This is a genomic window from Flavobacterium olei (genome assembly GCF_039749035.1).
GTDB lineage: Bacteria > Bacteroidota > Bacteroidia > Flavobacteriales > Flavobacteriaceae > Flavobacterium > Flavobacterium olei.
Map to the genome: position 1 here is coordinate 217,965 of NZ_JBDKWC010000005.1, position 24,692 is coordinate 242,656.

General features: G+C 37.9%; 14 protein-coding genes. 9 read left to right on the forward strand and 5 right to left on the reverse strand.

The window, feature by feature from the left end:
• The 4 genes from uxuA to ABEB31_RS14800 all read right to left on the reverse strand — a co-directional run bounded on the left by uxuA (position 1) and on the right by ABEB31_RS14800 (position 3,342).
• Positions 1 to 1,185, reverse strand: coding sequence for a mannonate dehydratase (gene uxuA, locus ABEB31_RS14785; protein WP_347052404.1), 1,185 nt, complete (start codon positions 1,183 to 1,185; stop codon positions 1 to 3).
• Between the two features lie 129 nt (positions 1,186 to 1,314).
• Entirely contained in the window at positions 1,315 to 2,127 is an 813-nt protein-coding gene (locus ABEB31_RS14790; RefSeq protein ID WP_347052405.1) for an SDR family oxidoreductase, read from the reverse strand.
• A 97-nt stretch (positions 2,128 to 2,224) separates the two neighbouring features.
• Positions 2,225 to 2,890, reverse strand: coding sequence for a bifunctional 4-hydroxy-2-oxoglutarate aldolase/2-dehydro-3-deoxy-phosphogluconate aldolase (locus ABEB31_RS14795; protein ID WP_347052406.1), 666 nt, complete (start codon positions 2,888 to 2,890; stop codon positions 2,225 to 2,227).
• 2 nt (positions 2,891 to 2,892) lie between these two features.
• A complete protein-coding gene (locus ABEB31_RS14800; RefSeq protein WP_347052407.1) occupies positions 2,893 to 3,342 on the reverse strand; it encodes a NanQ anomerase/TabA/YiaL family protein in 450 nt (149 codons plus the stop codon).
• A 183-nt stretch (positions 3,343 to 3,525) separates the two neighbouring features.
• Between ABEB31_RS14800 and ABEB31_RS14805 the strand changes: the two genes are divergently transcribed.
• A complete protein-coding gene (locus ABEB31_RS14805) occupies positions 3,526 to 4,533 on the forward strand; it encodes a LacI family DNA-binding transcriptional regulator (protein ID WP_347052628.1) in 1,008 nt (335 codons plus the stop codon).
• A 126-nt stretch (positions 4,534 to 4,659) separates the two neighbouring features.
• Here the strand turns inward: ABEB31_RS14805 and ABEB31_RS14810 are convergent, their stop codons facing one another.
• Positions 4,660 to 5,829: a BT3233 family polysaccharide utilization protein gene (locus ABEB31_RS14810; RefSeq protein WP_347052408.1), complete on the reverse strand. Its 1,170-nt coding sequence runs from the start codon at positions 5,827 to 5,829 to the stop codon at positions 4,660 to 4,662.
• A gap of 166 nt (positions 5,830 to 5,995) precedes the next feature.
• Between ABEB31_RS14810 and ABEB31_RS14815 the strand changes: the two genes are divergently transcribed.
• From ABEB31_RS14815 to ABEB31_RS14850, 8 genes are all read left to right on the forward strand, one after another.
• Complete coding sequence (locus ABEB31_RS14815; protein WP_347052409.1) at positions 5,996 to 6,460, forward strand: NUDIX hydrolase; 465 nt, start codon at positions 5,996 to 5,998, stop codon at positions 6,458 to 6,460.
• 88 nt (positions 6,461 to 6,548) lie between these two features.
• Complete coding sequence (locus tag ABEB31_RS14820) at positions 6,549 to 7,184, forward strand: HAD family hydrolase (RefSeq protein ID WP_347052410.1); 636 nt, start codon at positions 6,549 to 6,551, stop codon at positions 7,182 to 7,184.
• 433 nt (positions 7,185 to 7,617) lie between these two features.
• Entirely contained in the window at positions 7,618 to 10,545 is a 2,928-nt protein-coding gene (locus ABEB31_RS14825; RefSeq protein ID WP_347052411.1) for a triple tyrosine motif-containing protein, read from the forward strand.
• Positions 10,546 to 10,762: 217 nt separating this feature from the next.
• Positions 10,763 to 14,722 (forward strand): family 16 glycosylhydrolase, encoded by a 3,960-nt coding sequence (locus tag ABEB31_RS14830; RefSeq protein ID WP_347052412.1) that lies wholly within the window; start codon positions 10,763 to 10,765, stop codon positions 14,720 to 14,722.
• 165 nt (positions 14,723 to 14,887) lie between these two features.
• Positions 14,888 to 17,542 carry a beta-1,3-glucanase family protein gene (locus tag ABEB31_RS14835; RefSeq protein ID WP_347052413.1) on the forward strand — a complete coding sequence of 885 codons (2,655 nt, stop codon included), beginning with the start codon at positions 14,888 to 14,890 and terminating at the stop codon, positions 17,540 to 17,542.
• 115 nt (positions 17,543 to 17,657) lie between these two features.
• The gene (locus tag ABEB31_RS14840) at positions 17,658 to 19,280 is read left to right on the forward strand and encodes a glycosyl hydrolase family 18 protein (protein ID WP_347052414.1); all 1,623 of its coding nucleotides are present in this window, start codon (positions 17,658 to 17,660) and stop codon (positions 19,278 to 19,280) included.
• Positions 19,281 to 19,530: 250 nt separating this feature from the next.
• Positions 19,531 to 22,395, forward strand: a complete 2,865-nt coding sequence (locus ABEB31_RS14845) for an RICIN domain-containing protein (RefSeq protein WP_347052415.1) — start codon at positions 19,531 to 19,533, stop codon at positions 22,393 to 22,395.
• Between the two features lie 369 nt (positions 22,396 to 22,764).
• The gene (locus ABEB31_RS14850; protein ID WP_347052416.1) at positions 22,765 to 24,687 is read left to right on the forward strand and encodes a metallophosphoesterase; all 1,923 of its coding nucleotides are present in this window, start codon (positions 22,765 to 22,767) and stop codon (positions 24,685 to 24,687) included.
• The last annotated feature ends 5 nt before the right edge of the window (positions 24,688 to 24,692 follow it).

Consider the following 24,692-nt stretch of genomic DNA (forward strand, 5'->3'; position numbering starts at 1 on the left):
CTACAAGGATCGCTTAATCCCCAATTCAAGTCCGCGTAGTTCTGCCAAACCTCTTAAACGGCCAATTGCAGAATACCCCGGATTTGTTTTTTTCTTTAAATCATCCAGCATCTGATGCCCGTGATCCGGACGCATCGGTAACTTGCTGTTGTTTCTTTTTTCAACTTCCAAAATGGCTTTCACAACTTCATACATATCAACGTCACCTTCCAAATGATTGGCTTCGTAGAAACTTCCTTCTTCGTCGCGTTGTGTACTTCTTAAGTGAATAAAATTCATTTTATCACCGTGACGTCTTACAATTCCCGGTAGATCATTATCGGCGCGAACACCGTAAGAACCGGTACACATTGTAAATCCGTTAGATTTTGACGGAGCGGCATTCATTAATTCAATCAAATCTTCTTCTGTGCTTACAACTCTCGGTAAACCTAAAATCGGATAAGGCGGGTCGTCGGGATGAATGGCCATCAAAATACCTTTGCTTTCGGCAACCGGAATAATTTCCTTTAGAAAATAAAAAAGATTCTCTTTTAAAGCCTGTCTGTCTATATGATTATAAGCACTCAGCGTTACCAAAAAATCTTCAACTGTGTACGCTTCCTCTGCACCGGGAAGTCCGGCTAAAATATTGCCTTGTAATTTAACCTTGTCGTCTTCATTCATCCCATCGAAATAATCTCTTGCTTTCTGAATTTGTTCCAACGAATATTCTTTTTGCGCGCCCGGTCTTTTCAGAATAAACAATTCAAAAGCAGCAAAAGCATTAATATCAAAACGCAAGGCTTTTGAACCGTCTTCAACCGTATAAGATAAATCGGTTCTTGACCAGTCCAGTACCGGCATAAAATTATAGCATACACAGGTAATTCCGCAAATGGCTAAATTTCGAATACTTTCTTTGTAATTTTCAATATATTGAAGATAATTTCCAGTTTGTTTTTTAATGTCTTCGTGAACCGGAATACTTTCTACAACCGACCATGTTAAACCGGAAGCACCTTTTTTAGGATCTCCGTCCTGATGTTCGATTTCAACTTTTCTTTTTAGAATTTCTTCCACTGTCCAAACCTCTCCGTTCGGAATATGATGTAAAGCGGTTACAATTCCGGTTGCTCCGGTTTGTGCAATATCTTGTAGAGAAACAGGATCATTTGGTCCGAACCATCTTAATGTTTGTTCCATTTTATATGTTTTTTTATTTCCTGCAAAGTTTTCAAAACCTTGTAGGTATTTGAGTTATTTATAAAATACTAAAATTTACACCTGTAAGGTTTTGAAAACCTTGCAGGAGGGAGAAATCGAGCTTATTTGTTAAATACTTGTCGCAGCAAATCCGCCATCTACTTTTAGGGTTATTCCCGTTACGAATTTCGACATATCGCTGCATAAGAAAAGCAATGCACCGTCGATATCTTCCGGAGTTCCAAATCTTCCCATCGGTGTGTGGTCTATAATTTTCTCTCCTCGTGGCGTTAGATTTCCTTCCGGCGTCAATAACAAAGCTCTGTTCTGTTCTCCGATGAAAAATCCAGGAGAAATAGCGTTTACACGAATTCCTTCGCCATATTTCTGGGCTAATTCAACTGCCATCCACTGTGTGAAATTATCGATTGCCGCTTTGGACGCCGAATAGCCCACCACTCTGGTTAAAGGTCTTTGTGCCGATGCTGATGAAATATTAATGATGTTTCCTGATTTTTGTTTGGCGAAAAGTTCCGAAAAAACCTGAGTAGGCAGCATTGTTCCGATAATGTTTAAGTCGATTACTTTTTGTAAATCATCGCTTTTCATATCATAAATGGCCTGATCCGGCTGAATAGTTGCCCCCGGCATATTTCCTCCGGCAGCATTAATTAAAATATCAAGACGACCATGTTTTTCTACAATAAAATCTTTTACTTTCTCTAAATCTTCCTTGATTAAAACATTCGCCTGAACTGCAAATGCCTGTCCGCCTTTTTCTTCAATGTTTTTTACCGTATTTTGTGCTTTTTCAAGTGACTGCGAAACGATTCCTACAATCACACCCTGGCTGGCTAATACATTTGCAAAGTTGCTGCCTAAAACTCCGGCACCGCCAGTTATAAGTGCAATTTTTCCTTTTAGATTAAAAATTGAATCCATTTATTTTTTTGTTATGCGTTATAATTTTAGCCACAGCATTAAAAGACAACAGGATTAATCGCTTAGAATCCTTTAATCTATGGTATGAGTTTTTAATTTATTTTGCTCTTAGATTTTGAATAATCTCCAAAACATTTTTAGTTTCTTTTTCAATGGTATCGTAGGCTTCGTATTCCATTACTTTTTTACTAATGAGTTTACTTCCCATCCCAACGGCAGAAACTCCTGCATCAAACCAACTTTGAATACTGGCTTTTGTTGTATCAACTCCGCCGGTCGGCATAAAGATTAAATCCGGAAAAACATCTCTGATTCCGCTCATAAAATCAGGTCCTAAAATATTGCCCGGAAAAAGTTTGATAAGTTTGACCCCTGCATTTTCTGCCGCAATAATTTCTGTTGGTGTCATACAGCCGGGAGCGTACAGAACCTCTTTGCTGATTAAGAAAGCAGCAATTTCGGGAACAAACCCGGGACTAATAAAAAAATCTGCTCCGGCTGAATAATAGGTTTCAGCCTGTGCTACATTTTTAATTGTACCAATTCCCAGAAGCATTCCGGGCATTTCAGCGTTTCTAATTTCGATTAGTTTCCTGAAGTTTGAAAGCGCTTCCGGACCTCTGCTGGTATATTCTACAGCACGAATGCCCGAATTATAAAGTGTTTTTAATACCGCAATACTCTTATTTTCATCTGCGTTAAAATAAAGCGGAAGGATTCCTTGTTTTATAATAACATCTATAGCATTCTGAATCGTACTCATCATTATATTTTTACTTTGATCACTATTTTTTTTAATAATCCTTGTCCGATCATTGCAGTATGAACGTCTTCGGGAAACAGGATTGCAAATTGTTTTTCCTGCAGTTCAAAGAAGGTATCCGGTGCATCATGAAAGAATCGAACGTCCCTTTCTTCGCTGTAATCGCCGTTGGGCTGCACGCAATTTTCTCTTGGTTTCCAGGCAAAAGTTTCAGGGCCTTTTATAGAAATCTGAATATCGATATTTTTATCATGGCATTCAAACCCTTTTACCGCTTCCTCTTTTGTATTTCCCTGACCCACAATTACAATCAGTTTTAATCCCTCTCCAATTTCAAATGCTCCTTCTTCAAGATTTGCGATGTCATTTTGTTTTACATACTTAAAAGCTTTTTCGAAATTAGGGTGCAGACTATAGTACTTCGCTGCATTTTGTAATGAATCTACTATCATTTTTCTCGTTATATTTTTGTATCGTGAACTATTGTGTATATTTGCGTGTGCGTACACGGTCGATTTACAAATGTATATAAATTGAGGTTTAAAACAAGCTGTTTTTTATAAAATAAATTAAATTTACCGAACTGCTTTTATTTTTTTAACTTAAAAAGAATCAATATCATAACAATTAAGAAAATTGCCCAACTGGCTAATATCTCTCCCGGAACTGTGGACAGGATTATTCATAAACGCGGACAAGTGGCGCAGGAAACTGTTGACAAAGTGAATGCTATTATTGTAGAGTATGGTTATAAGAGAAATATATTGGCGAGCAATCTGGCGTTGAATAAAAAATTTCGTTTCGTCGTTTTTCTTCCTAAGTCGGATGCTCTGGAATACTGGAAAAGTCAGGTCGAGGGAATTGAGAAAGCAGCAATGGAGTTCAGTAAATTCGGAATTGTTCTGGATTATTTTTTTTATGATTATAATCTGGCTTCCTTCAGGAAGACAGTTCAGAGGGTAATGGAATTTAATTGCGATGGCTTACTGTTTGCTCCTGTATTTTATGAAGATGCAGTACAGTTTTTAAAGGAATATGAAAAGAAAAATATTCCGGTTGTGATGATTGATTCTAATATTTCTGAAGAAAATACACATGCTTATGTGGGTCAGGATGCCTTTCAGAGCGGTTATCTGGCAGGAAGATTAATTAGTTTTGCAGTAAAAAATGAAAGACAGGTTTTAATTTTTAAAATTACAAGAGAAATCGAAAGTACTTCGGTGTACTTACAGAGAATTAAAGGATTTTACTCTTATTTTAGAGATCACGATGAACTGACCCATTTCAAATTTTCTGAATTTACGATTAAGGATTCCGGAATTGATCAATTGAATGTAGAAATGTTTTCGGAAATAAACAGTGTATTTGTACCCAATTCCAGAGCTTATATTGTGGCACGGTTTCTATATGAAAACAATATTAAAGGTGTTCGAATTATTGGTTATGATTTATTAAACGAAAATATCGAATATCTAAACAAAGGTGTTATTGATTTTTTAATTAACCAACGCCCTGAACAACAAGGATATTTAGCAATTAATTACCTCTATAAAAAATTGGTTTTACAGGAAATGGTTGAGAAAATACAATACATTCCGTTAGAAATTATTTTAAAAGAGAATTTTTTTCCGGCGAGAAAGTAGTTTTTTTTTGCTGCCAAGACGCTAAGGCTCTAAGATCTTTTTAAATCGCAAAGGCGCAAAGAAATAAAGTGAGATTACAAAGCAAAAATAACTTTGTGTCTTCGCACCTTTGTGACAAAAAAAAATCTACTTCTTAACCTTCACAGTCAAAGGATTATTTATTTTTTCTGCAAATTCACTTAAATACTTTTCCCATTCTTGTTTGGTCTGAAACGGACTCCCTTTTTTCCAGCCAAAACCGGCATAGTAAATAGCTTTATTGTTTTTAACCGTGATATTTCCGTAAAGATTACTTAAGTCTTTTTCATCTGTGATATGATTATCAAAGCTTTTTAATGCATTTTTAGGCACAACTAAACCCGTTCCGATCTCAGAATCATCAATAGGTTCCCAATAACTCAGCCATCCTTTTTTTAAGTTGGTTCCTATAGTGCCTTTTTTGTCGTGAAGTGTTAATCCTGCTGAAATAGTTGGTGTCCCGGTTATTAAAATTTCAAATTTAGAAAGCTGATTTCCATAATCCAAACTGATTAATTTTGATTCTGTTATTCTATTTCCCTTTGCATCCCAATCGGCATAAGTAAGAATAAAACTTGTTCTAATTGGACCGGTAGTAATAGTTTTCCAGCTAGTAAAATTTTTAGAAAAATAATATTTTCCGTCTCTGTTTACTGCAATTCCGCCCACGCCGCGGCTGTCACCTACATGAAAATTATCCAAACCTTCGCCTGTATCTTTGTGATAGGTTCCGGTACCGTTTGTGGCTTTTTCGTACCATTTGTTAATTATAGGATAATCTACTCTTTTAAGCCATGCATCTATTCCGCTGGTCAAAGTTCCGCCGGCAATTTTGTCTTCCACCATTTTTTGAGCGACAGGACCGTAAGTTCTAAAGGCTACTTTATTATTTTCCCAGGCATAATCGTCGGTCCGTTCAGGAACAAATCGGGAATAACAGGAAACAGCTTTGGCGGTAGAATGATTTTTTCCGGCTACAATTTCAAAATCTTTTTTAGAAGAAGCTTTTATTTTGGGCTGAAAAAGCAATACATCAGCAATTCCGTCGCCGTCATTGTCAACAGTTTGTATTTGGGGAAGTAAATTATTTCCAACCTCCTTTATATAATACTCTTCGAGTTTCACATTGTCCTTTAGGCCTAAAGCTTTTTTAGTGAGTTCGACGGTTTCAAATTCACGATCTACTTTTAAATTGTTTGTAACAGTAATAATTTTATTTTGAGACTGCGCTGTCAAACTACCGGAAAGAATTGCGAGGTATAGAATATGTTTTTTCAAAATGTACGATTTTAAATTTCGACTTTATTATTTTATAAAAATACAAATCGTTGTATACATGCGAATACATAAAAGGAGTAAAAATGTACAGCTTGTTGATATTGAGTTAGTTTTTATGGAAAGTGTTTTATTAATTTCTATCTTTAAGTATTAAAACCGTATAAACATGAAACAAAGTGCCGGAATATTAGCTTACAAATTCGTGGACAAAACTATTTTTTTTCTTTTGGTGCATCCTGGCGGACCATTTTGGAAAAACAAGGATTTAGAAAGCTGGTCGATTCCTAAAGGAGAATTTAATGAAGGTGAAGAACCTCTTGCCGCGGCTGTTCGCGAGTTTAAGGAGGAAACCGGTTTTGACGTCGATGGCGATTTTATAGAACTTGAATATGTCAAACTTAAATCAGGTAAAATTGTACATGCCTGGGCTGTAGAATTTGACTTTGATGCCTCTCAATTGGTCAGTAATAATTTTGAAATGGAATGGCCGCCGAAATCCGGAAAGCTGCAAAATTTTCCCGAAGTAGACCGCGCAGAATGGTTTCAGCCCGCCGAGGCGCTCAAAAAGATAAATCCTGCCCAGTCTGATTTTATTGTGCAAATGGTTTCTAAAATTTCATCTTCACTTTAAAATACTATGCTGTACGAGATATTTGTTGTATTTTACATTTGATTCTGATTTAAAATATATCAGACAATTAAAAAGAACAAATAGGATTATGGAAGTAAAGTGCATCATTTTCGATTGTGACGGAGTTTTGGTCGACACAGAAAAAATTGGCAACGGAATATTATTAGAAATGGCTCAGGAATATGGTTTTAAAATGGAACTGGAAGATGCATACCGTAATTTTAACGGCCGCAATTTGAAAGACTGTTTTAAACATATTGAAGAATCAATCGAGCAGAAGTTACCGGAAACTTTTGAAACCGAATACCGCGAAAAAAGTTTTGAAGCTTTTAAAACACAGGTAAAACCAATGGAAGGCGTTGTTGCCTTTATTAATGAGTTGAAAATTCCGTATTGTGTGGCTTCGAGCGGACCAATGGATAAGATTCGTCTGAATCTCGAAGTTGCTGGTTTGCTGGATAAATTTGAGGGCAGAATGTTTAGTTCGTATCAAATCAACAGCTGGAAACCGGAACCTGGAATATTTCTTCACGCTGCAAAAGAAATGGGATTTGAGGTGAAAGACTGCATTGTCGTCGAAGACAGCAAAGCCGGTGTAAAAGCCGGAATCAGCGGAGGCTTTAAAGTATACGGTTTTGCCAATGGCTTTAATAATGAAGATTTAAAAGCAGAAGGCGCAGAGCTTTTTACTTCTTACGAAGAATTGAGGGAATTGCTAAATTAGATTGTTAGATTTCTAGATCGTTTGATCATTAGAAAGTTAGATCATTAGAAAATTGGATAATTAGAAAAGTGGATTTCTAAATTCTCTAATTACTATATTATCGCATTATTAAATATCTAATTTCAGAATACCAAACTGCGAAATATCTCATTATCTAATTTTCTCATTATTTCATTATCACATTATCTCAATTCCCAACAACTAATTGTCATTTTGACTAATTCTTAAATTAAAATGTAATTTGTTGCATTAAAATTAAATTTCATATATTTGAGTTTATACATTCGTTTTTTTGATTGTGAATTGTTATTAATTCAGCAAGAGAAAAAAACAAATGAAAGAATGTTTTTTGCCCCTAAAATGATTTTTCCCAAAGGATTGTTTTTTGGTTGTGATTTCCCAAAGATCGCAAGTAACCTACATACAAAGACAAATGACGAAATTTATAATTAGAATTCTTATTCCGGTGATCTCTTTTTTTGCGCCCATTCTACAGGCCCAGATTAAAAAGATCGGTGTTCCTTTTATTACCAATTATAATCCGAAACTCTATAAAGCTGCATCTGAAAATTGGGATGTTTTGCAGGATTCAAAAGGAATGATGTTTTTTGCCAATCATTTCGGAATTATGCGTTTTGACGGTGTTCGCTGGGGAATTGTAACCCAGCCCGAAAACCGAAGCATGGTGCGTTCTATGGCAATTGATAAAAGCGATAAAATTTACGTAGGTGCACAAGGAGATTTCGGCTTTGTGGTTCAGCTTCCCAATGGACAATACCAATATACTTCATTAGTAAAACTGCTTCCAAAACCTGCTCGAAATTTTGGAGATGTGCTGCACACCATAATTCGCGGTAAAGAAGTACTTTTCTTTTCTTACGAAAGGATTTTTATATATAAGAACAATACAATCAAAGTATTAAATTCTAAAACCAGTTTTGATGATTGTTTTGAAGTTGGAAATGATATTTATGTTTCTGACAATGAAAAAGGACTTTTACAGCTTAAAAATGATGTGTTAACAAAAGTTGCAAATGGAGATAAGTTTGTGGGAATGCAGGTTAGAAAAATCTTTAAAACCCAGAACGGACTGTTATTACTCACTCAAAAAAACGGACTTTTTACTTTTAATGAAAAGCAGTTTGTGCCTTTTAAAACGGAAGTTGATCATTTGCTGAAACAAAATCAGATTTCGGCAGGAATTCAACTTTCAGATGGTTATATCGGAATCGGAACGCGGCAAACAGGACTGATAGTTATAGATAGTGCCGGTAATTTGATTCAGCATATTGACAAACAAATGGGACTTCAGAACGAATATGTCACCAATTTTAAAATCGATAAAGAAAGCAATTTATGGGTTACCTTAAAAGGCGGCATTTCGCAGCTTCAGATTTCTTCGCCTTTGTCCAGAATTGTTGACAGCTCCAATTCGGAAACCAAAATTTACTGTAGCAAGATTTATCAGAATAAATTATATATCGGAACGGATAACGGTTTGTTTGGACTCGATTGGAATGCTTATAAAAGTGGTAAAAGAGAAAATGTAAATTTTCAGCACATTCCCGGAATGTCTGAAAACGTTTGGAACGTTGCCGTTTTCGGAAATTCACTTTTGGCTTTTGAAAAAAACGGGATATTCGAAATCAGCGGCAATTCCGCGAAAGCGATAGCCAAAATCGACGGCGCGTGGAAAGGCGTTTTGGTTCCGAATCATCCCGATTTGTTGCTTGTGGGTGGTTATACAGGACTTTATCTTCTTAAAAAAATAAATAATTCCTGGGTTTTCCAGCATAAAATAAAAGGTTTTGAGGACAGCAGCAGAATTATAGAAACGGATAAAAACGGAAATATCTGGATTGCGCACGGTTACAAAGGGATATTCAAACTTAAATTCAACTCGACATTTGATGTTATTTCGGATATTCAATTTTATAATGACAAAAGCGGATTTCCATCGAGTTTGTTTTTAAATGTTTTCAAAATTCATGATGATATACTTTTTGGTACACCAAAAGGGGTTTATAAGCAGGATATATCTTCAAAAAAAATGATTCCTGATCTAATTTTTAAGAAATATCCTGGGCTGGAAAATCATATTCGACTTCTTAAAGCAGACAGTCAGGATAATATTTGGTATATTTCTGGTGAGAATACCGGAAAAATGATTCGAAAGAATAAAGGGAATTTTCACATAGAAGAATTGCCATTCAGGAAACTTCGCTATTTGTATGTTCCAGGTTTTGAGAACATAGAAACGACTCCGGACGGTGATGTATTTTTTGGAACTCAGGAGGGATTAATTCATTACAGCACAATTAAAACCAAGAAATATGAAACCAAATACCAAGCTGTAATTTCTGAAGTTAAAAGTATTTTTCCCAAAGATAGTCTGCTGTTTTCCAGCCGTTATGATGTACTTCCGAACAAAACGGGATCTCACGATCAATTACAAACCACGTTACCTCATTCTAATAATGCACTTCATTTTTCTTTTGCTTCACTTTCTTTTGATGCTGCCGACGCGACAGAATATCAGTATTGGCTCGAGGGTTTTGAACCAAAATGGTCCGATTACAGTCTTCAGACGGAGAAAGAATATACCAATCTTCCAGAAAACGACTATGTTTTTCATGTAAGGGCAAAAAATATTTATGGTGTAGTTAGTGAAGAAGCCGTTTTTAAATTTGAAGTTCTGCCGCCGTGGTACAGAACTATTTGGGCTTATATTCTGTATTTTGCTTTGTATAGTGTGGTCATTTATTTGATTATTAAATATCAGAAATCGGTGGCGTCGAGACAACGCCGCCAATTGATTGAAGATCAGGAAAAAGAATTACTTCGCAGTCGTGCCGAGTTAAACGAACAGAAACTCACCTTTGAGCAGGAAAACATGAACATAATGCGCGAAAATCTGGAATCGACGATTAATCTGAAAAATGCGAAAGTGGCCTCAAATACAGTCAATTTGATTCATTTAAATGAAATTTTACTTTCTATAAAAGAATTGATCGGACAGATGGATAAAAAAAATGATGCGAATGTGAATTTTGGTTTACTAACGAAGATCAATAAATTAATCGATCACGAATTGCAAGGCGACAAACATTGGAACGAATTTGAAGAAATATTCAATCAGTTACACGATAATTTCATGCAGCGTCTAAAATCCAGTTATCCCGAGCTGACTCCCAGGGACATGCGATTGTGTGCTTATTTGCGAATGAACTTTAATACCAAAGAAATTGCGCCACTTTTAGGTATTTCTGTTCGCGGCGTGGAAGATACACGTTATCGTATCCGCAAAAAATTACAGCTACCTTCAGACGCAAACATAACCGAATTTATTCTCAACTTCTAATTTTTATTATTCAGGGTTATCCTAAGTAGTTTTACGGTTTTTATGCGCTATTATTTACATTTTTTTACAAACACCGTAGTCAAACCGTACTCTTAAATGTAAGTCTTGCCTGATTTTTTTGGTAATATTGTGACTTCCATCTGGCAAATGATAAGCTATTATTTACAAACAGCTATTTGTATTGTCGAATGTACTTACTAACAAAAAAACTAAAAAAATGAACCAAAAAGACTCTTTTTTCGGCCGACCACCGAAAGACAATTTTTCTGTATTAAAAAAATTAGGTATTGCAGTGTTGTTTTTATTTCTGCCATTTCTAAAAGTTCAGGCGCAGTGTAACACGCTCGTTTGGGCAGATGAATTTAATAACAATACGGTAGATTTAAGCAAATGGCAAAGTATTTCCGGAAACGGATGCCCGTCACTTTGCGGATTCGGAAATGCGGAGGCACAACGCTACGATCCCAATCAGGCAACGATTGTTAAGGAAGGGACAAACAGTTACCTTAATATTGAGGCGAAATATCAGCCTAATGCTTCTTTTCCGGACCAGCCGTATAGCTCTGCAAAGTTAACCACAGATGGCAAATATTCTTTAAAATACGGAAGGGTAGAAGCCCGAATGAAATTATCAAACGGACAAGGGGCATGGCCTGCATTCTGGATGCTTCCGGCAAACGGGGTAGGAAACTGGCCGTTTACGGGAGAGATCGATATTATGGAAGCCAAACACAGAAACCCACAATCAGTAGATGGTACGATTCATTACGATGGCGGTGGTTATCATTTTACTGGCAGAAGTTATTCTTCGCCGGTAGATTTGTCTAGTGGTTTTCATGTTTACGCAGTAGAATGGGGTCCAAATATTATCAAATGGTTTGTAGACGATGTATTGTTTCATACCGCTACACCAAACACCACGGTAAACGGCGGATGGCCATTTAATGACAATAATTTTTATATTATCTTAAACCTGGCTGTGGGAAGTGCAGGAACACCTTATACAAGCGTAAATGGCGCTGGTGTTGCGCCTGTTCCGGGAGATTTTCCGGCGAAACTGCAGGTAGATTATGTACGTGTTTACGACGGTAGTTTTAAATATGCTGTAACCGGAGATAATAAAGTATATCAAAACGAAACCGGCAAAACCTATTCTGTCAATGCGATTGCGGGAGCAACTTACAACTGGACCGTTCCTGCCGGCGCAACAATTGTTTCCGGACAGGGAACAAATGCTGTTACGGTAAATTGGGGAACTTCAGGGGGAGATGTTTCGGTAGCTGCCACAGTTTCAGGATGTACTGTAAATACTTATAAATTGGCCGTTGCCACCGAAGCGGCATTACCGGTTGAGAAAATACACGAAGATTTTCAATCGAACAGAAATGTGCTTTATCCTGTAAAAACGGGAGTGCTGACAGAAGCTGTAGCAAATCCGTCAGCAACCGGAATCAATACTTCTGCTTTGGTCGGGAAATATGTTCGTAATGCTTCTGAATTGTATGATGTTTTGAACATCAGAAACGTTACTATCACAAACGCCAACGATTACGTATATGGAAGAAAAAGACTTTCTTTCGATATTTATACTTCTGCTCCGGTTGGAACGAAAATTTCGATGCAGCTCGAAAACAGCAATGTTACCACGGCAACCAATTATCCGTCCGGAAGACACAGCGGATTCAAAGCGAACACAACGGTTCAGAACAAATGGGAAACAATTGAGTTCGAATTCGAAAAAATAATTGACCCCAATACAAGTGCGTTAACTATCAATAATGTTGTTATTCTTTTTGAATCCAATTCCAATTCGGGAGCCACGTATTATTTTGATAATCTGCTCACTAAAGCCGCACCTGAAAAACCAATTATTGCAACAGATGTTTTGCAAAACTATGACGGAATCAATAAAATAATAAAAGGTACAACGACAGGAACTTATACTGTTGTTGCCAATCCTGGAACTAATTCGGTTAACGCTTCCGCGAATGTGGCGAAGTATGTTAGAAATGTTACAGAACAGTATGATGTATTGTTTTTCAACACACAAAGTACGATCGAGGATGCCGGTTTATTAAAAAATCAGACCAATAAAATTTTGATTGATTTGTACACGTCTGCACCGATCGGAACTGTGGTGAGTCTGAATCTGGAAAACAGTGCAACATCGCTTCCGGCTAATTTCCCGACAGGAAGAAACAGTAATTACGTAGCGATTACGACCAAACAAAACCAATGGGAAACGCTTACTTTTTATTACAATTCAAGTCCTGATCCGGGAACTTCAAACTTAGCAATAAACCAAATGGTTTTATTGTTCAATTCGGGTTCTTACACCAGTGACACTTATTATTTTGATAACATCAGAATTGGTTCTACTAAACTGCCGGATACTTTTACACCCGGAGTTGTTTATGAAGATTATCAAAATACGCACAATATTACGTTTAGAGATGCTATCGGAACCTATACGCCAAACGTGGCAAATCCAAGCGCGAGCGGAATTAACACTTCTTCAAACGTGGGAAAATATGTCCGCAAGTCAACAGAAATGTATGATAATTTTTCATTCAATACTACCTTAACCAATATCGGAGATTTCAAAAGCGGAACCAAAAAATTCGAAATGGACGTATATACTTCTGCACCGGTTGGCTCGATTATTTCTTGGCAGGCAGAAAGCAGTGCATCCATTCCGTCCAATTATCCGGCGGGAAGACACAGTATTTATCAGGGAGTGGTAAAACAGACAAACGCCTGGCATACTGTTACTTTTACATATGCAAGTTCGCCTGATGCCTCAACTTTAGACAGCGAAGTTAACCGTTTTGTTTTCTTGTTTGAGCCGGGAACGAATTCCGGAAATACCTACTATTTTGATAATATCAGAGCTGTAAATTTGGTTTCAACAGAAAACCCGCCAACAGGACTGCCTTCACCTTGGATTAGTACAGACTTAGGGGCAGTAACGCCGGCGGGAGAAGCCACACATTCTAGCGGAACGTATACCATTAAAGGTTCCGGAGCGGATATTTGGGAATCAAGCGATCAGTTTCAATATGTATATCAGCCTGTGACAGGCGATGCAGAAATTATTGCAAAAGTTACTTCGCTGACCAATACAAATACGTATGCAAAAGCCGGAGTAATGTTTCGCGAGACCTTAACACCGACTTCTAAACACGCTATGACTACGATTACGGCAGCAGCGGGAGTAGAGTTTTTATCGAGAGACGCCGTTGCTGTGCCAACCATTCAGCAGGGAGCAGCGGGAACATTCCCGAAATGGCTTCGTACCGTTCGATCAGGAAATACATTTACTTCGTATACATCAGACAATGGTACAACGTGGACTCAGATTGGTACAGCGCGAACTATTGCTATGGCCAATACGATTTATGTAGGAATGGCGGTTACCTCACACAATAACGGAACGTTGACAACCGGAGTTTTCAGCGATGTTGTGGTTCGCAATATTACTTCAAATCCGAATGTAAATTTAGCTTTGGCTAAAACTGCTACAGCTTCCACAGAAGAAAACACAACGCTTTCCGCCTCCAAAGCAACAGATGGAGACGGAACAACGACAAGATGGGCGAGTTCTTTTGCCAATGCAACAGATTGGATTTATGTGGACTTAGGAAGTAATTATACTTTAAATCGTGTTGTCTTAAAATGGGAAGCCGCTTTTGCCACACAATATAAAATTCAGCTTTCTGCAGATAATGTTTTTACAGAAAATGAAACCATCAATACACAAACTGCTTCTGATGGTGGCACCGATGATTTGGCGGTGACCGGAACAGGAAGATATCTTCGAATTTTATGTACCGCAAAAGCTTTGGCACCCTACGGATATTCATTGTATGAAATTGAAGCATACGGATCCTCTTCAACTGCTAAAATGGCTTTGAATGTTGAAGATGTACCAGTTGAAGAATTAAACATTTTTACGATGTATCCAAATCCGGCCGGTAATTATATTCAGGTTTCTGTTCCCGAAAATCTGGACAATAAAGTGGTTTCAATTTATGATAATTCCCGAACACTGGTTCTTCAGCATAAATCTCACGATAAAGAAAGCGTAATTGATATTAGCAGATTAAGAAAAGGAATTTACATTCTAAACTTCAAATCAGATCAAAAAAGCTGGACAAAAAAGCTGATTAAGAAATAATTAAAAATCCGTCGGGTGTCATTTTTTTAAAATAGCCCCCATCAAAATAAGCTGGAATTAAATTTAAAGGATAGCACCAAATTTCACCCGACGGTTCTTTAAGTCATTTATCAGGAAATGACTTTGTTTTATGCTCTATTTAAGTAACCCCAAAATGATTTAGATATGAAAAAAATTAGACTTCAAAAATTTTCTGTTTTGACTACACTTTTTCTGGTGTTTTCAAACCTAATGTACGGGCAGGGAGCAATTCCTTTTACTATTAGTAATACATCGCCATTTAACGATAATGAGTTATATGTCGCCATTGTCGGGATAGATTACACCACTGGTAATCATGTTTGGGTAAATGCCAAAACGAGTCAGGTTTTACCAATGAATGCCTCTTATAATACGGTTACAGGACCTACTTATGGAGGTAATACAGGTCCGGGACAAAACTCTAAATATGCGGCCTGTTTTACGAAGTTAAGTGAAATTCCGAATAAGACTTTCACTTTGCCTTTAATTGCAGGATGCCGTGTTTTTATTTCAAAAGGCTCACAATTGTATTTTTATTTCTTTGGTGCAAATGGCGCTCCGTCGGGTTATGCTTCTCCAAACCCGCAAAATGCGACAGATCCCAATCAGGGGATTTTATACGAAATGATCGAATTGACGAATAATCAATACGGTTTCTTTGGAAATCCAACACGTGTAGATTCATACAAATATCCAATGGGATTAGAATTATTCGGAGCAAACGGTTACCAAAAGAAAGTGGGAGATTTAAAGAAACACGCGGATATTGTGGCCGCTTTTAAAGCCAATGTTCCGGCAGAATTTCAAGGTTGTGTGAATGATGCAACAGGAGAAATTACAGCGCCTTCTAAAACGGCTGCTTACGCTCCGGGAACGGGACAATACGCCAACTACTTAAAATCGTATATCGATGCGATCTGGAACAAATACAAAAATGAAGATTTAATCTTTTACGCCGGAGATGCCGGAGTTTTTAAAGGAAGAGTTATTGGTGAACAACTGGAAATGGTGGGTCAGTCCGGAGGTTTTGTGGGAAGAACGGGACGCGTACAAAATCGCCCAACGACTCAGGAAGCTCTGGAAGGAAAAGGTGTTCTGGACAGAAGATTAGTTGACGGAGATCTGGATCTTGTAATTCAGGCGCAATTGACTGCTGCGATAAACAGACATGTGGTAAATACGACAACGGCAAATCCGGGTCAGCAAAACTGGTACGATGCCTCGAAATTTTATCAGGTAAATCCAACCAATCATTATTCTAAATTCTGGCATTTACCCGGAATTAATATCGATAATCTGGCTTACGGATTTGCTTATGATGATGTTGCCGACCAGTCACCATCACTTCATTCGCCTCAGCCGACAAAAGTTATTGCTGTTTTTGGAGGATATGCAGGAACAGTTCCTTCGGTTCCGGCTTCTACAGATGTAATCACGGTTTATAAAGACTGCAATTACACTGGATTCTCCGGCGGATTAACAATTGGAGATTACAATCTGGCGCGTTTAAACTCTCTGGGCGTTCTTAATGATGATATTTCTTCGCTGAAAATTACACAGGGTTACAAGGCAATTTTGTATCAGGATGATAATTTTACTGGAGCTTCAACCGTAATTACTTCTGATAATTCCTGTCTGAATAGCACCTGGAATGACAAAGTAACTTCTATAAAAATTCTTGCGAACGGAACAACCACGTTAGGAAATCAGACTTTCTTTCTTCAAAACAGAAATAGTAATTTGTATATGGATGTTTGGAATGCCAGTTTGTCCAACGGAGCAGGAATTAATCAGGGTGCTTTGACTTCAGGAAACAATCAGAAATTTACTTTGACGCATTTGGGTGACGGAATGTATAAAATTATTGCCAATCACAGCAGTATGTCAATGGATGTGAATAATTTTAGTAAAGCTAATGGTGCACGTGTGGAGCAATATCCATACAATGCCACAACCAATCAGCAGTTTATTTTGGTAGATGCAGGAAGCGGATTCTATAAAATTGTTGCCCGTCACAGCGGAAGAATTGTTGAGGTTGCCGGGGCAAGTACTGCTGCCGGAGCTATTGTGCAGCAATGGGATAATAATAACCAGACTTGTGGACAATGGAAACTGGTTCCCGCAACAAGTTCTCAGACTTCTGTTTTAATTCAGGCAGAAGATTACTCGGCAATGAACGGAATTCAGGTGGAAGCGACAACAGATACAGGCGGAGGTTCGAATGTTGGTTATACCGAAACAGGAGATTGGTTAGCTTACAACAGTATTAATTTCCCAACAACTGGTTCTTATTTAATCGAATACAGAGTAGCAAGCGGCGTAACTGGCGGCAGATTATCTGCGGATTTAAATGCAGGAACCATTCAGTTAGGAAATGTCGATGTACCCAACACAGGCGGCTGGCAAAACTGGCAGACTGTTTCGCAAACGGTAAATGTAAATGCAGGCACTTACAATTTTGGAGTGTATATTCAGAATACAGGAATGAATATAAACTGGATAAAAATTACAAAAGTTAGTGCGGGAGCAAGTGCGAAAATGGCATCGGTAGAAACTTTAGAAGAAGAACCTGAAACAGCAGAATTCAACATTTATCCAAGTCCGGCAGAAAGTACACTTTTTCTAACCACAAAAGTTAGTGGAGAGAAAGTAAGTATTCTGGATCAGATGGGAACGCAGGTTTCTCAACAAAAAATCAACAACAACAGCCTTGATGTTTCGCGATTAAGAACCGGAATTTACTTCGTCGTTTTTGATCAGAATGGTAAAAAAGTAATCAAACGTTTCATAAAAAAATAATTTAAGAATGCAGATTTTAGATTGAAGACTTAGAATTCAATCTAAAATCTAAAATCTAAAATCTGCAATCTAAAATCTAAATCCCCCTTTCTATTAATCATTAAAACAAATCATTATGAAAAACAATTACCAGAGAATACCGCTAAAATGGATGCTTATTTTGGTTTTGGGAGTTTTCAATTTGTCAATTGCCCAAAAAAAAGTCATCGCTTATATCCCCAACTGGGTTGATTTAAATGCTTTTTCAGGAACTATTCAATACAGTAAACTGACTCACATTAATATAGCATTTGAAAATCCCGATGCCAACGGTTATCTGAGTTTCAATTCAGGAAGCAACACCATTATCAATGCGGCACACGCCCAAAATGTCAAAGTGTTTGTTTCGCTTGGCGGAGGATCCGTTTCAGAAGGCGGTGCTATTCGTGATAACTATTTTAATTTGATAACGCCTGCCAACAGAACGGCATTCGTACAAAAAATTTATGATTATGTAGTAGCACACAATTTTGACGGTGTCGATGTAGATTTGGAAGGCCCGGCGATAAATGCCGATTATGGCGGTTTTGTAATTGCTTTGGCGAATAAACTGCATGCCAACGGAAAATTAATTTCGGCAGCACTTTCAGAAGGATATGGCGGTGCCAATGTACCGGCTTCTACATTCGCAGCTTACGACTGGATCAATATTATGGCATACGATGCCACTGGTCCATGGGCGCCAAATAATCCTGGACAGCATTCTCCTTACAGTATGGCGGTTAATCAGTTTAATTACTGGACAGGAAGAGGATTACCGGCAAGTAAAGCGGTCATCGGACTTCCGTTTTACGGTTACGGATTTGGAGCTTCTGCCAATCAGGGAATTTCTTTTGCCAATATCGTTGCACAATATCCGGGTGCCGAAAATGTGGATCAGGTTGGAAATACAATTTATTATAACGGAATTCCAACCATCAAGCAAAAAACAACTTTTGCGATTCAGAACGCAGCCGGAGTTATGATCTGGGAATTATCTCAGGATGCTACCGGAGCAAAATCCTTACTTACAGCTGTAGATCAGGTGGTAAAAGGAAGTAATCCGCCAGTGACAGGAACTTTAATTCAGGCAGAAAATTACAATACCATGAGCGGTGTTCAGACAGAAGCGACAACCGATACCGGTGGCGGTCTGAATGTTGGTTACGCAGATACTGGCGACTGGATGGCGTACTACAACATCAATTTCCCAACTTCCGGAAATTATGTAATTGAATACCGTGTTGCAAGTGCCGTTAACGGAGCCAGATTGTCATCTGATTTAAGTGCAGGAACCATTCAGCTTGGAGCGGTAAACGTTCCCAATACCGGAGGATGGCAAAACTGGCAAACCATTTCACAAACCGTAAACGTAAATGCAGGAACATACAATTTCGGCATCTATATTCAGGCTTCCGGTGTTAATTTAAACTGGTTCAGAATTACGAAAGCAGGTTCAGCTTTGACAGCAAAATCGGCTCCGGCTGATACCATCGAAAGTCTCAGTGTTTATCCAAATCCGACGGAAAGTGAACTTTTCTTTACCGCTGAGGTTTCCGGTGGAAGCGTAAAGATTATCGATACAGCAGGCGGTGCAACAGTTTCTTCTCAGACCGTAAACAATAATAGTATAGATGTTTCGACTTTAAAAAGCGGCATTTACCTGATTTCTGTAGAAAAGAACGGAATCAAAACGGTAAGACGTTTTATTAAGAAATAGTTTTTTTTAACCGCAAAGAGCGCAATCCCGATAGCTATCGGGAACGCAAAGTTCGCAAAGAGTTTTTCTATAGGAGAATCAGTAAATTGAAAAAGTTCACAAAGCTGGATTTACACACAGCTTTGCGAACTTAATATTTAGATATCGCTTGCGCTTCAAATTGAAAAAAAAACTTAGCGTGCTTTGCGTTAAAAAAACTCAGCGTTAAAATTTAGCAAATAGTATTTCAATCTTATAAACCCCAAATTATATGAAAAACAATTACAAATTAAGGTTAAGTATACTCATATTTATTGCCTTTACAAGTTTTGCCTTCGCTCAGACCTCATTAGGCTCAAGCACTTCCTTTATGAACAGTTTAAAGAAAGAAATTGCCACATCTGCAACAGCGAAGAGTACTGAAAGAATAGTTTTGCTTCCGGCGGAAAAAGCGACTTTTAACGGAAAAATAAATTACAAAGAATCTGGTGGGTCGAGTGAGTTTTTAATTGGAGAAATCAAGAACATAGCCGAATCCTCGTTTTACATTAAAGTTAAAGACAATAAGCTCGAAGGCCATATTCTTTTAAAGAAAACCAGGGAAGCCTATAAATATTTTTCTGATGCTAAAGGAAACGCATTTGTAGAAAAAGTCGACATTAATACTGTGGTGTGTATCGATTATAAAAATCTTCCCAATAATACCAATACAGCAAAAACAGCCGAGGCAGCAGCAATAGCACCTGCTTTATTAAACTTACAGAGTCTGCCGGGCGCTGCAGGTTGCGTTTTGTTAGATTTTGATGGCTATTATATGCCGGCAGGAAATCTCTGGAATAACGGAAACGCGATAAATGCAGCAGCATCTGGAATGAGTGATGCAGCTGTTCAACAACACTGGGAAGTGGTTTCAGAAGATTACCGTCCGTTTAATGTCAATATTACAACCAGTGAAGCCGTTTTTAACTCTTATCCGAGAAACAGAAGAATGCGAGTTGTGGTAACGCCAACCAATACTGCAGCGCCGGGAGCGGGTGGTGTTGCGTACATCGGTTCTTTTAACTGGGATAATGATGTGCCATGCTGGGTTTTTATCACTTCTGGTAAATCGGGTGGAGATGCTTCTTCGCACGAAATCGGTCATACTTTTGATCTTGGTCATGACGGAAGAACAAATCCCGCTGAAGATTATTTTGTAGGTCTCGACGGAACAGCCTGGGCGCCGATTATGGGAGCTGGATATTACAGACCAGTGGTGCAATGGAGTAAAGGCCAGTATAATTTTGCTAATAATCTTCAGGATGATGTTGCTATAATTGCCAGTGCAAAATTTGGTGTTGGGTACCGCGGAGACGATTATGGAAATACTACCGGTTCTGCTTCCACTTTAGATTACAACGCAAGCGGTCAGATTAATCAGAAAAACGGAATTATTTCAAGTGAGGCCGATTACGATTTCTTTACGTTTACAACAGGCGGCGGAAATGTCTCTATAAATGCCAATACGGTTTCGAGAGATGGAAACCTGCATCTTTTAATGCGATTGTATAATGCGTCTGGCGCAGAAATGGGAACGTATTGGAATTCTGATCCTTTTGCTTTAAATGCCTCTATGAATGTCAATCTTCCGGCTGGAAAATATTTCGTTGGTGTTGACGGAAGCGGAGCAGGCAACGCAGGTTCAGGCGGATATTCTGCTTACGGTTCCATTGGAAGTTATTCTATTACAGGAACAATTCCGCCAGGAGGAAATATTGCCGCTTCTACCGATGTAATTACGGTTTATAAAGATTGTAATTATACGGGATTCTCAGGCGGATTAACTATAGGAGATTACAATCTGGCACGTTTAAACTCTTTAGGCATTTTGAATGACGACATTTCCTCGCTTAGGATTACGCAGGGATTTCAGGCGATCTTGTATCAGGACGATAATTTTGCAGGGACTTCGACCACTATTAATTCTGATAATTCCTGTCTGAACACGACCTGGAACGATAAGGTAAGTTCCATTCGAATTATCGCCAATGGTGTTACGACCTTAGGAAATCAGACTTTCTTTCTGCAAAACCGAAACAGCGGTTTAAATATGGACGTTTGGAATGCCAGTACCTCAAATGGGGCAAATATTGCACAGGGCACGGCAAATAATGCTAACAATCAGAAATTTACGTTTACACACTTAGGCGACGGACTGTACAAGATTATTGCCAATCATAGCGGTCAGTCTATGGATGTCAATAATTTTAATAAAGCCAATGGCGCCAATGTGGAGCAATATCCGTATAACGGAACAACCAATCAACAGTTTATTCTGGTAGATGCAGGAAGCGGATTCTATAAAATTGTTGCCCGTCACAGCGGAAGAATTGTCGAGGTTTCCGGTGCAAGCACGGCCGTTGGCGGAAATGTACAGCAATGGGATGATAACGGCCAAACGTGCGGACAATGGAAACTGATTGCAACAACGACATCACAAACTTCTGCTTTAATTCAGGCAGAAGATTATTCTGCGATGAACGGAATTCAGACCGAAGCCACGACAGATACTGGCGGAGGATCTAATGTAGGATATGCCGAAACCGGGGACTGGCTGGCTTATAATAGCGTTAATTTTCCAACCACAGGTTCTTACTTAATAGAATACAGAGTCGCAAGCGGTGTAACGGGAGGCAGATTGTCATCTGATTTAAATGGCGGAACGATAATTTTAGGGAACGTTGATATCCCGAACACGGGAGGCTGGCAAAACTGGCAGACAGTAACCCAAACCGTAAACGTAAATGCGGGAACATACAATTTCGGGGTCTATATTCAGAATACGGGAATGAACATCAACTGGATCAGAATTACGAAGGTTGGGAATGCTGCGCCAATCGCTGCAGTTTCAGAAGATGAGAAAGAATCTGAAAATGTTACTTTAATTGTATATCCAAATCCTGTTTCAGAACTGCTGTCTTTTACAACCGATGTTACAGGTGGAAAAACCACTATTGTTGATAGTCAGGGTGCCATAGTTGCTTCCCAGCAAATAAATGAAAACAGTCTGAATGTCGCACATTTAAAACAAGGTATTTATTTCCTGATTCTCGAAAAAGAGGGAAAACAAACTATTAAACGCTTTATAAAAAAATAAAAATTAACCCATTTGCCATAATGGTTTTAATACATTAAATTTTAGGTTTTTAATGTGATGAAAAGGCTGTCAGAGACAGCCTTTTTTGTTTTTTTATTGATTCTATCGTAAAAGATCGCAAAGCCGCATTGTCTTCCTGAGCGAAGTCGAAGGATATACGCAAAATTATTTTCACGCAGATTTTACCAGATTAATAATGATTAAATCTAAATAATTTTCCAAAATCCATTTAATCTGCGGGAAAACAAAACATTATCATTCCATAACAATAGCATAAAATGCCTTCGGTATAAAATCAATAAAATTGCTGCTAATTAAAATATGAACTTCTAATAAGTTGCGTCCTCAATTTTATTAAAGTTAAAATTTATGAAATCAAAATTTACCTCATTATATCTGTTTTTATTTTTCGTTTTTCTGCACAATTTCGTTTCTGCCCAAAAGACCAGAAATTTAAACGGAACACAAATCGCGTTTTTATCAGATGTGCATTTACAGGATTTATTCGGAACGTTTTCTGACAATGAGTACAAAGGCGTTTTAAATCCGAAAACAGGTAAATATGTTTTGGTTAGAACCATGTCATCACAATTACATTCGACCCGGATATTCAACGAAAATTATTTTGCTTTTTTAGCGGCTTTAGACGATATCGTCAGTCGAAAGATAAAATACGTGGCGCTTCCTGGAGACTACACCGATGACGGACAGCCAATTCACGTTCGCGGATTAGCCCGAATTTTAGAAGAATATAATCAAAAATATGGAATAGAATTTTTTATTACCACAGGAAATCACGATCCGGTCGGACCTTTTGCACAGGAATCCGGTAAGGAAGATTTTCTGGGAAAAGATGGTAAAAGTCAGCCCATTTATAGCAAAGAAGGTCTTTATATGCCTAATTTAAAAACTGAACAGCCAGTAGTTGTCACCGCCGATATTGCTAAAATGGGTTATTTAGGCATCACTGATAATCTTAAAGATTTTGGTTTTCATCCGAATCAAAAATACAAATTCTGGGCAACGCCATTTTCAACGTATACAAGTGAAAATTATACTTTCGCTAAAGCGGAAGAAAGTGCCAAACTGCAAAATCGGGTTTATGAAGTGGCTTCGGGTTATGAAGTTCCCGATGTAAGTTACGTTGCAGAACCCATCGAAGGACTTTGGTTAATGGCGATTGACGGAAATGTTTACATTCCGAAGAAAAATGCTTCAACGGAAAAGGATTCTAAGAATTATGGCGAAGCTAGTACAGGTTATAACAATGTGCTTTCCAACAAAAAACATCTTATTAAATGGGTCGAAAATATTTCGGCAGAAGCCAAAAGGAAAGGGAAAACTTTGGTTGCTTTCAGTCATTTCCCGATGATTGATTTTAATGACGACGCTTCCGAGGAAATAAAAGAACTTTTAGGTCCAAATAAATGGCAGCTGAACCGCGTTCCTGTCGAAGAAGTGGCGCAGGTTTTTGCAGATGCAGGACTGAGGATTCATTTTGGAGGGCACATGCACATCAATGATACCGGCATCCGTAAAACGGCAAAAGGAAATACACTGGTCAACATTCAGACACCCTCTTTGGCTGCTTATATTCCGGCTTATAAATTGTTGACTTTAAAAAAAGATAATGTTGTAGATATTCAAACCATTATCATAGATGAGGTGCCGCGTTATAATGAACTTTTTGATTTGTATCAGACAGAATATCAGTTTTTAGAAAGTCAGAACACAAAGGATATCTGGAATAGTGCTATTTTAAAAACTAAAAATTACCATGATTTTACCGATTTTCATCTTAAAGAGCTGGTTCGTCTTCGTTTCTTAAAAGACGATTGGCCAGCTGATTTTGCTTCTTTTTTATTGAATATTTCTGCTGAAGATTTATTTCTTCTGGCGAATATAAATTCGGATAAAGATTTTAATGAAATGCTTAAAGATAAAAATAAGTATAAAAAAGAATGGTCGGATGCCGCTGCAAAACTGGAAAAGATTTTGAAAAAAAATGAAATCAAAATAGAAAGTCTAAACTGGAAAGGCCAGGATTTATTAATTGATTTTTATCGTTTTAGAAGTGCAGATGAACTTGCTTTGCAAGATGTAGGAACGGAGAGGGCAAAGGAATATAAAGTATTATCTCAGTTGTTTTTATCAAAATCTTCTCCGGAGACGGTTTTAGATAAACAGGTGAAATTATTTCTGACTATTCTGGGAAAGTTTATGCATGAAGTTCCCGCAGATCATTTTACAGTTGATTTGAAAACCGGAAAAATTAACCGCAAAGAGCACTAAGACAC

Coding starts and splice junctions, on each gene's coding strand:
- uxuA (WP_347052404.1), bottom strand. CDS start 1,185: ATGGAACAAACATTAAGATGGTTCGGACCAAATGATCCTGTTTCTCTA.
- ABEB31_RS14790 (WP_347052405.1), bottom strand. CDS start 2,127: ATGGATTCAATTTTTAATCTAAAAGGAAAAATTGCACTTATAACTGGC.
- ABEB31_RS14795 (WP_347052406.1), bottom strand. CDS start 2,890: ATGAGTACGATTCAGAATGCTATAGATGTTATTATAAAACAAGGAATC.
- ABEB31_RS14800 (WP_347052407.1), bottom strand. CDS start 3,342: ATGATAGTAGATTCATTACAAAATGCAGCGAAGTACTATAGTCTGCAC.
- ABEB31_RS14815 (WP_347052409.1), top strand. CDS start 5,996: ATGAAACAAAGTGCCGGAATATTAGCTTACAAATTCGTGGACAAAACT.
- ABEB31_RS14820 (WP_347052410.1), top strand. CDS start 6,549: ATGGAAGTAAAGTGCATCATTTTCGATTGTGACGGAGTTTTGGTCGAC.
- ABEB31_RS14825 (WP_347052411.1), top strand. CDS start 7,618: ATGACGAAATTTATAATTAGAATTCTTATTCCGGTGATCTCTTTTTTT.
- ABEB31_RS14830 (WP_347052412.1), top strand. CDS start 10,763: ATGAACCAAAAAGACTCTTTTTTCGGCCGACCACCGAAAGACAATTTT.
- ABEB31_RS14835 (WP_347052413.1), top strand. CDS start 14,888: ATGAAAAAAATTAGACTTCAAAAATTTTCTGTTTTGACTACACTTTTT.
- ABEB31_RS14840 (WP_347052414.1), top strand. CDS start 17,658: ATGAAAAACAATTACCAGAGAATACCGCTAAAATGGATGCTTATTTTG.
- ABEB31_RS14845 (WP_347052415.1), top strand. CDS start 19,531: ATGAAAAACAATTACAAATTAAGGTTAAGTATACTCATATTTATTGCC.
- ABEB31_RS14850 (WP_347052416.1), top strand. CDS start 22,765: ATGAAATCAAAATTTACCTCATTATATCTGTTTTTATTTTTCGTTTTT.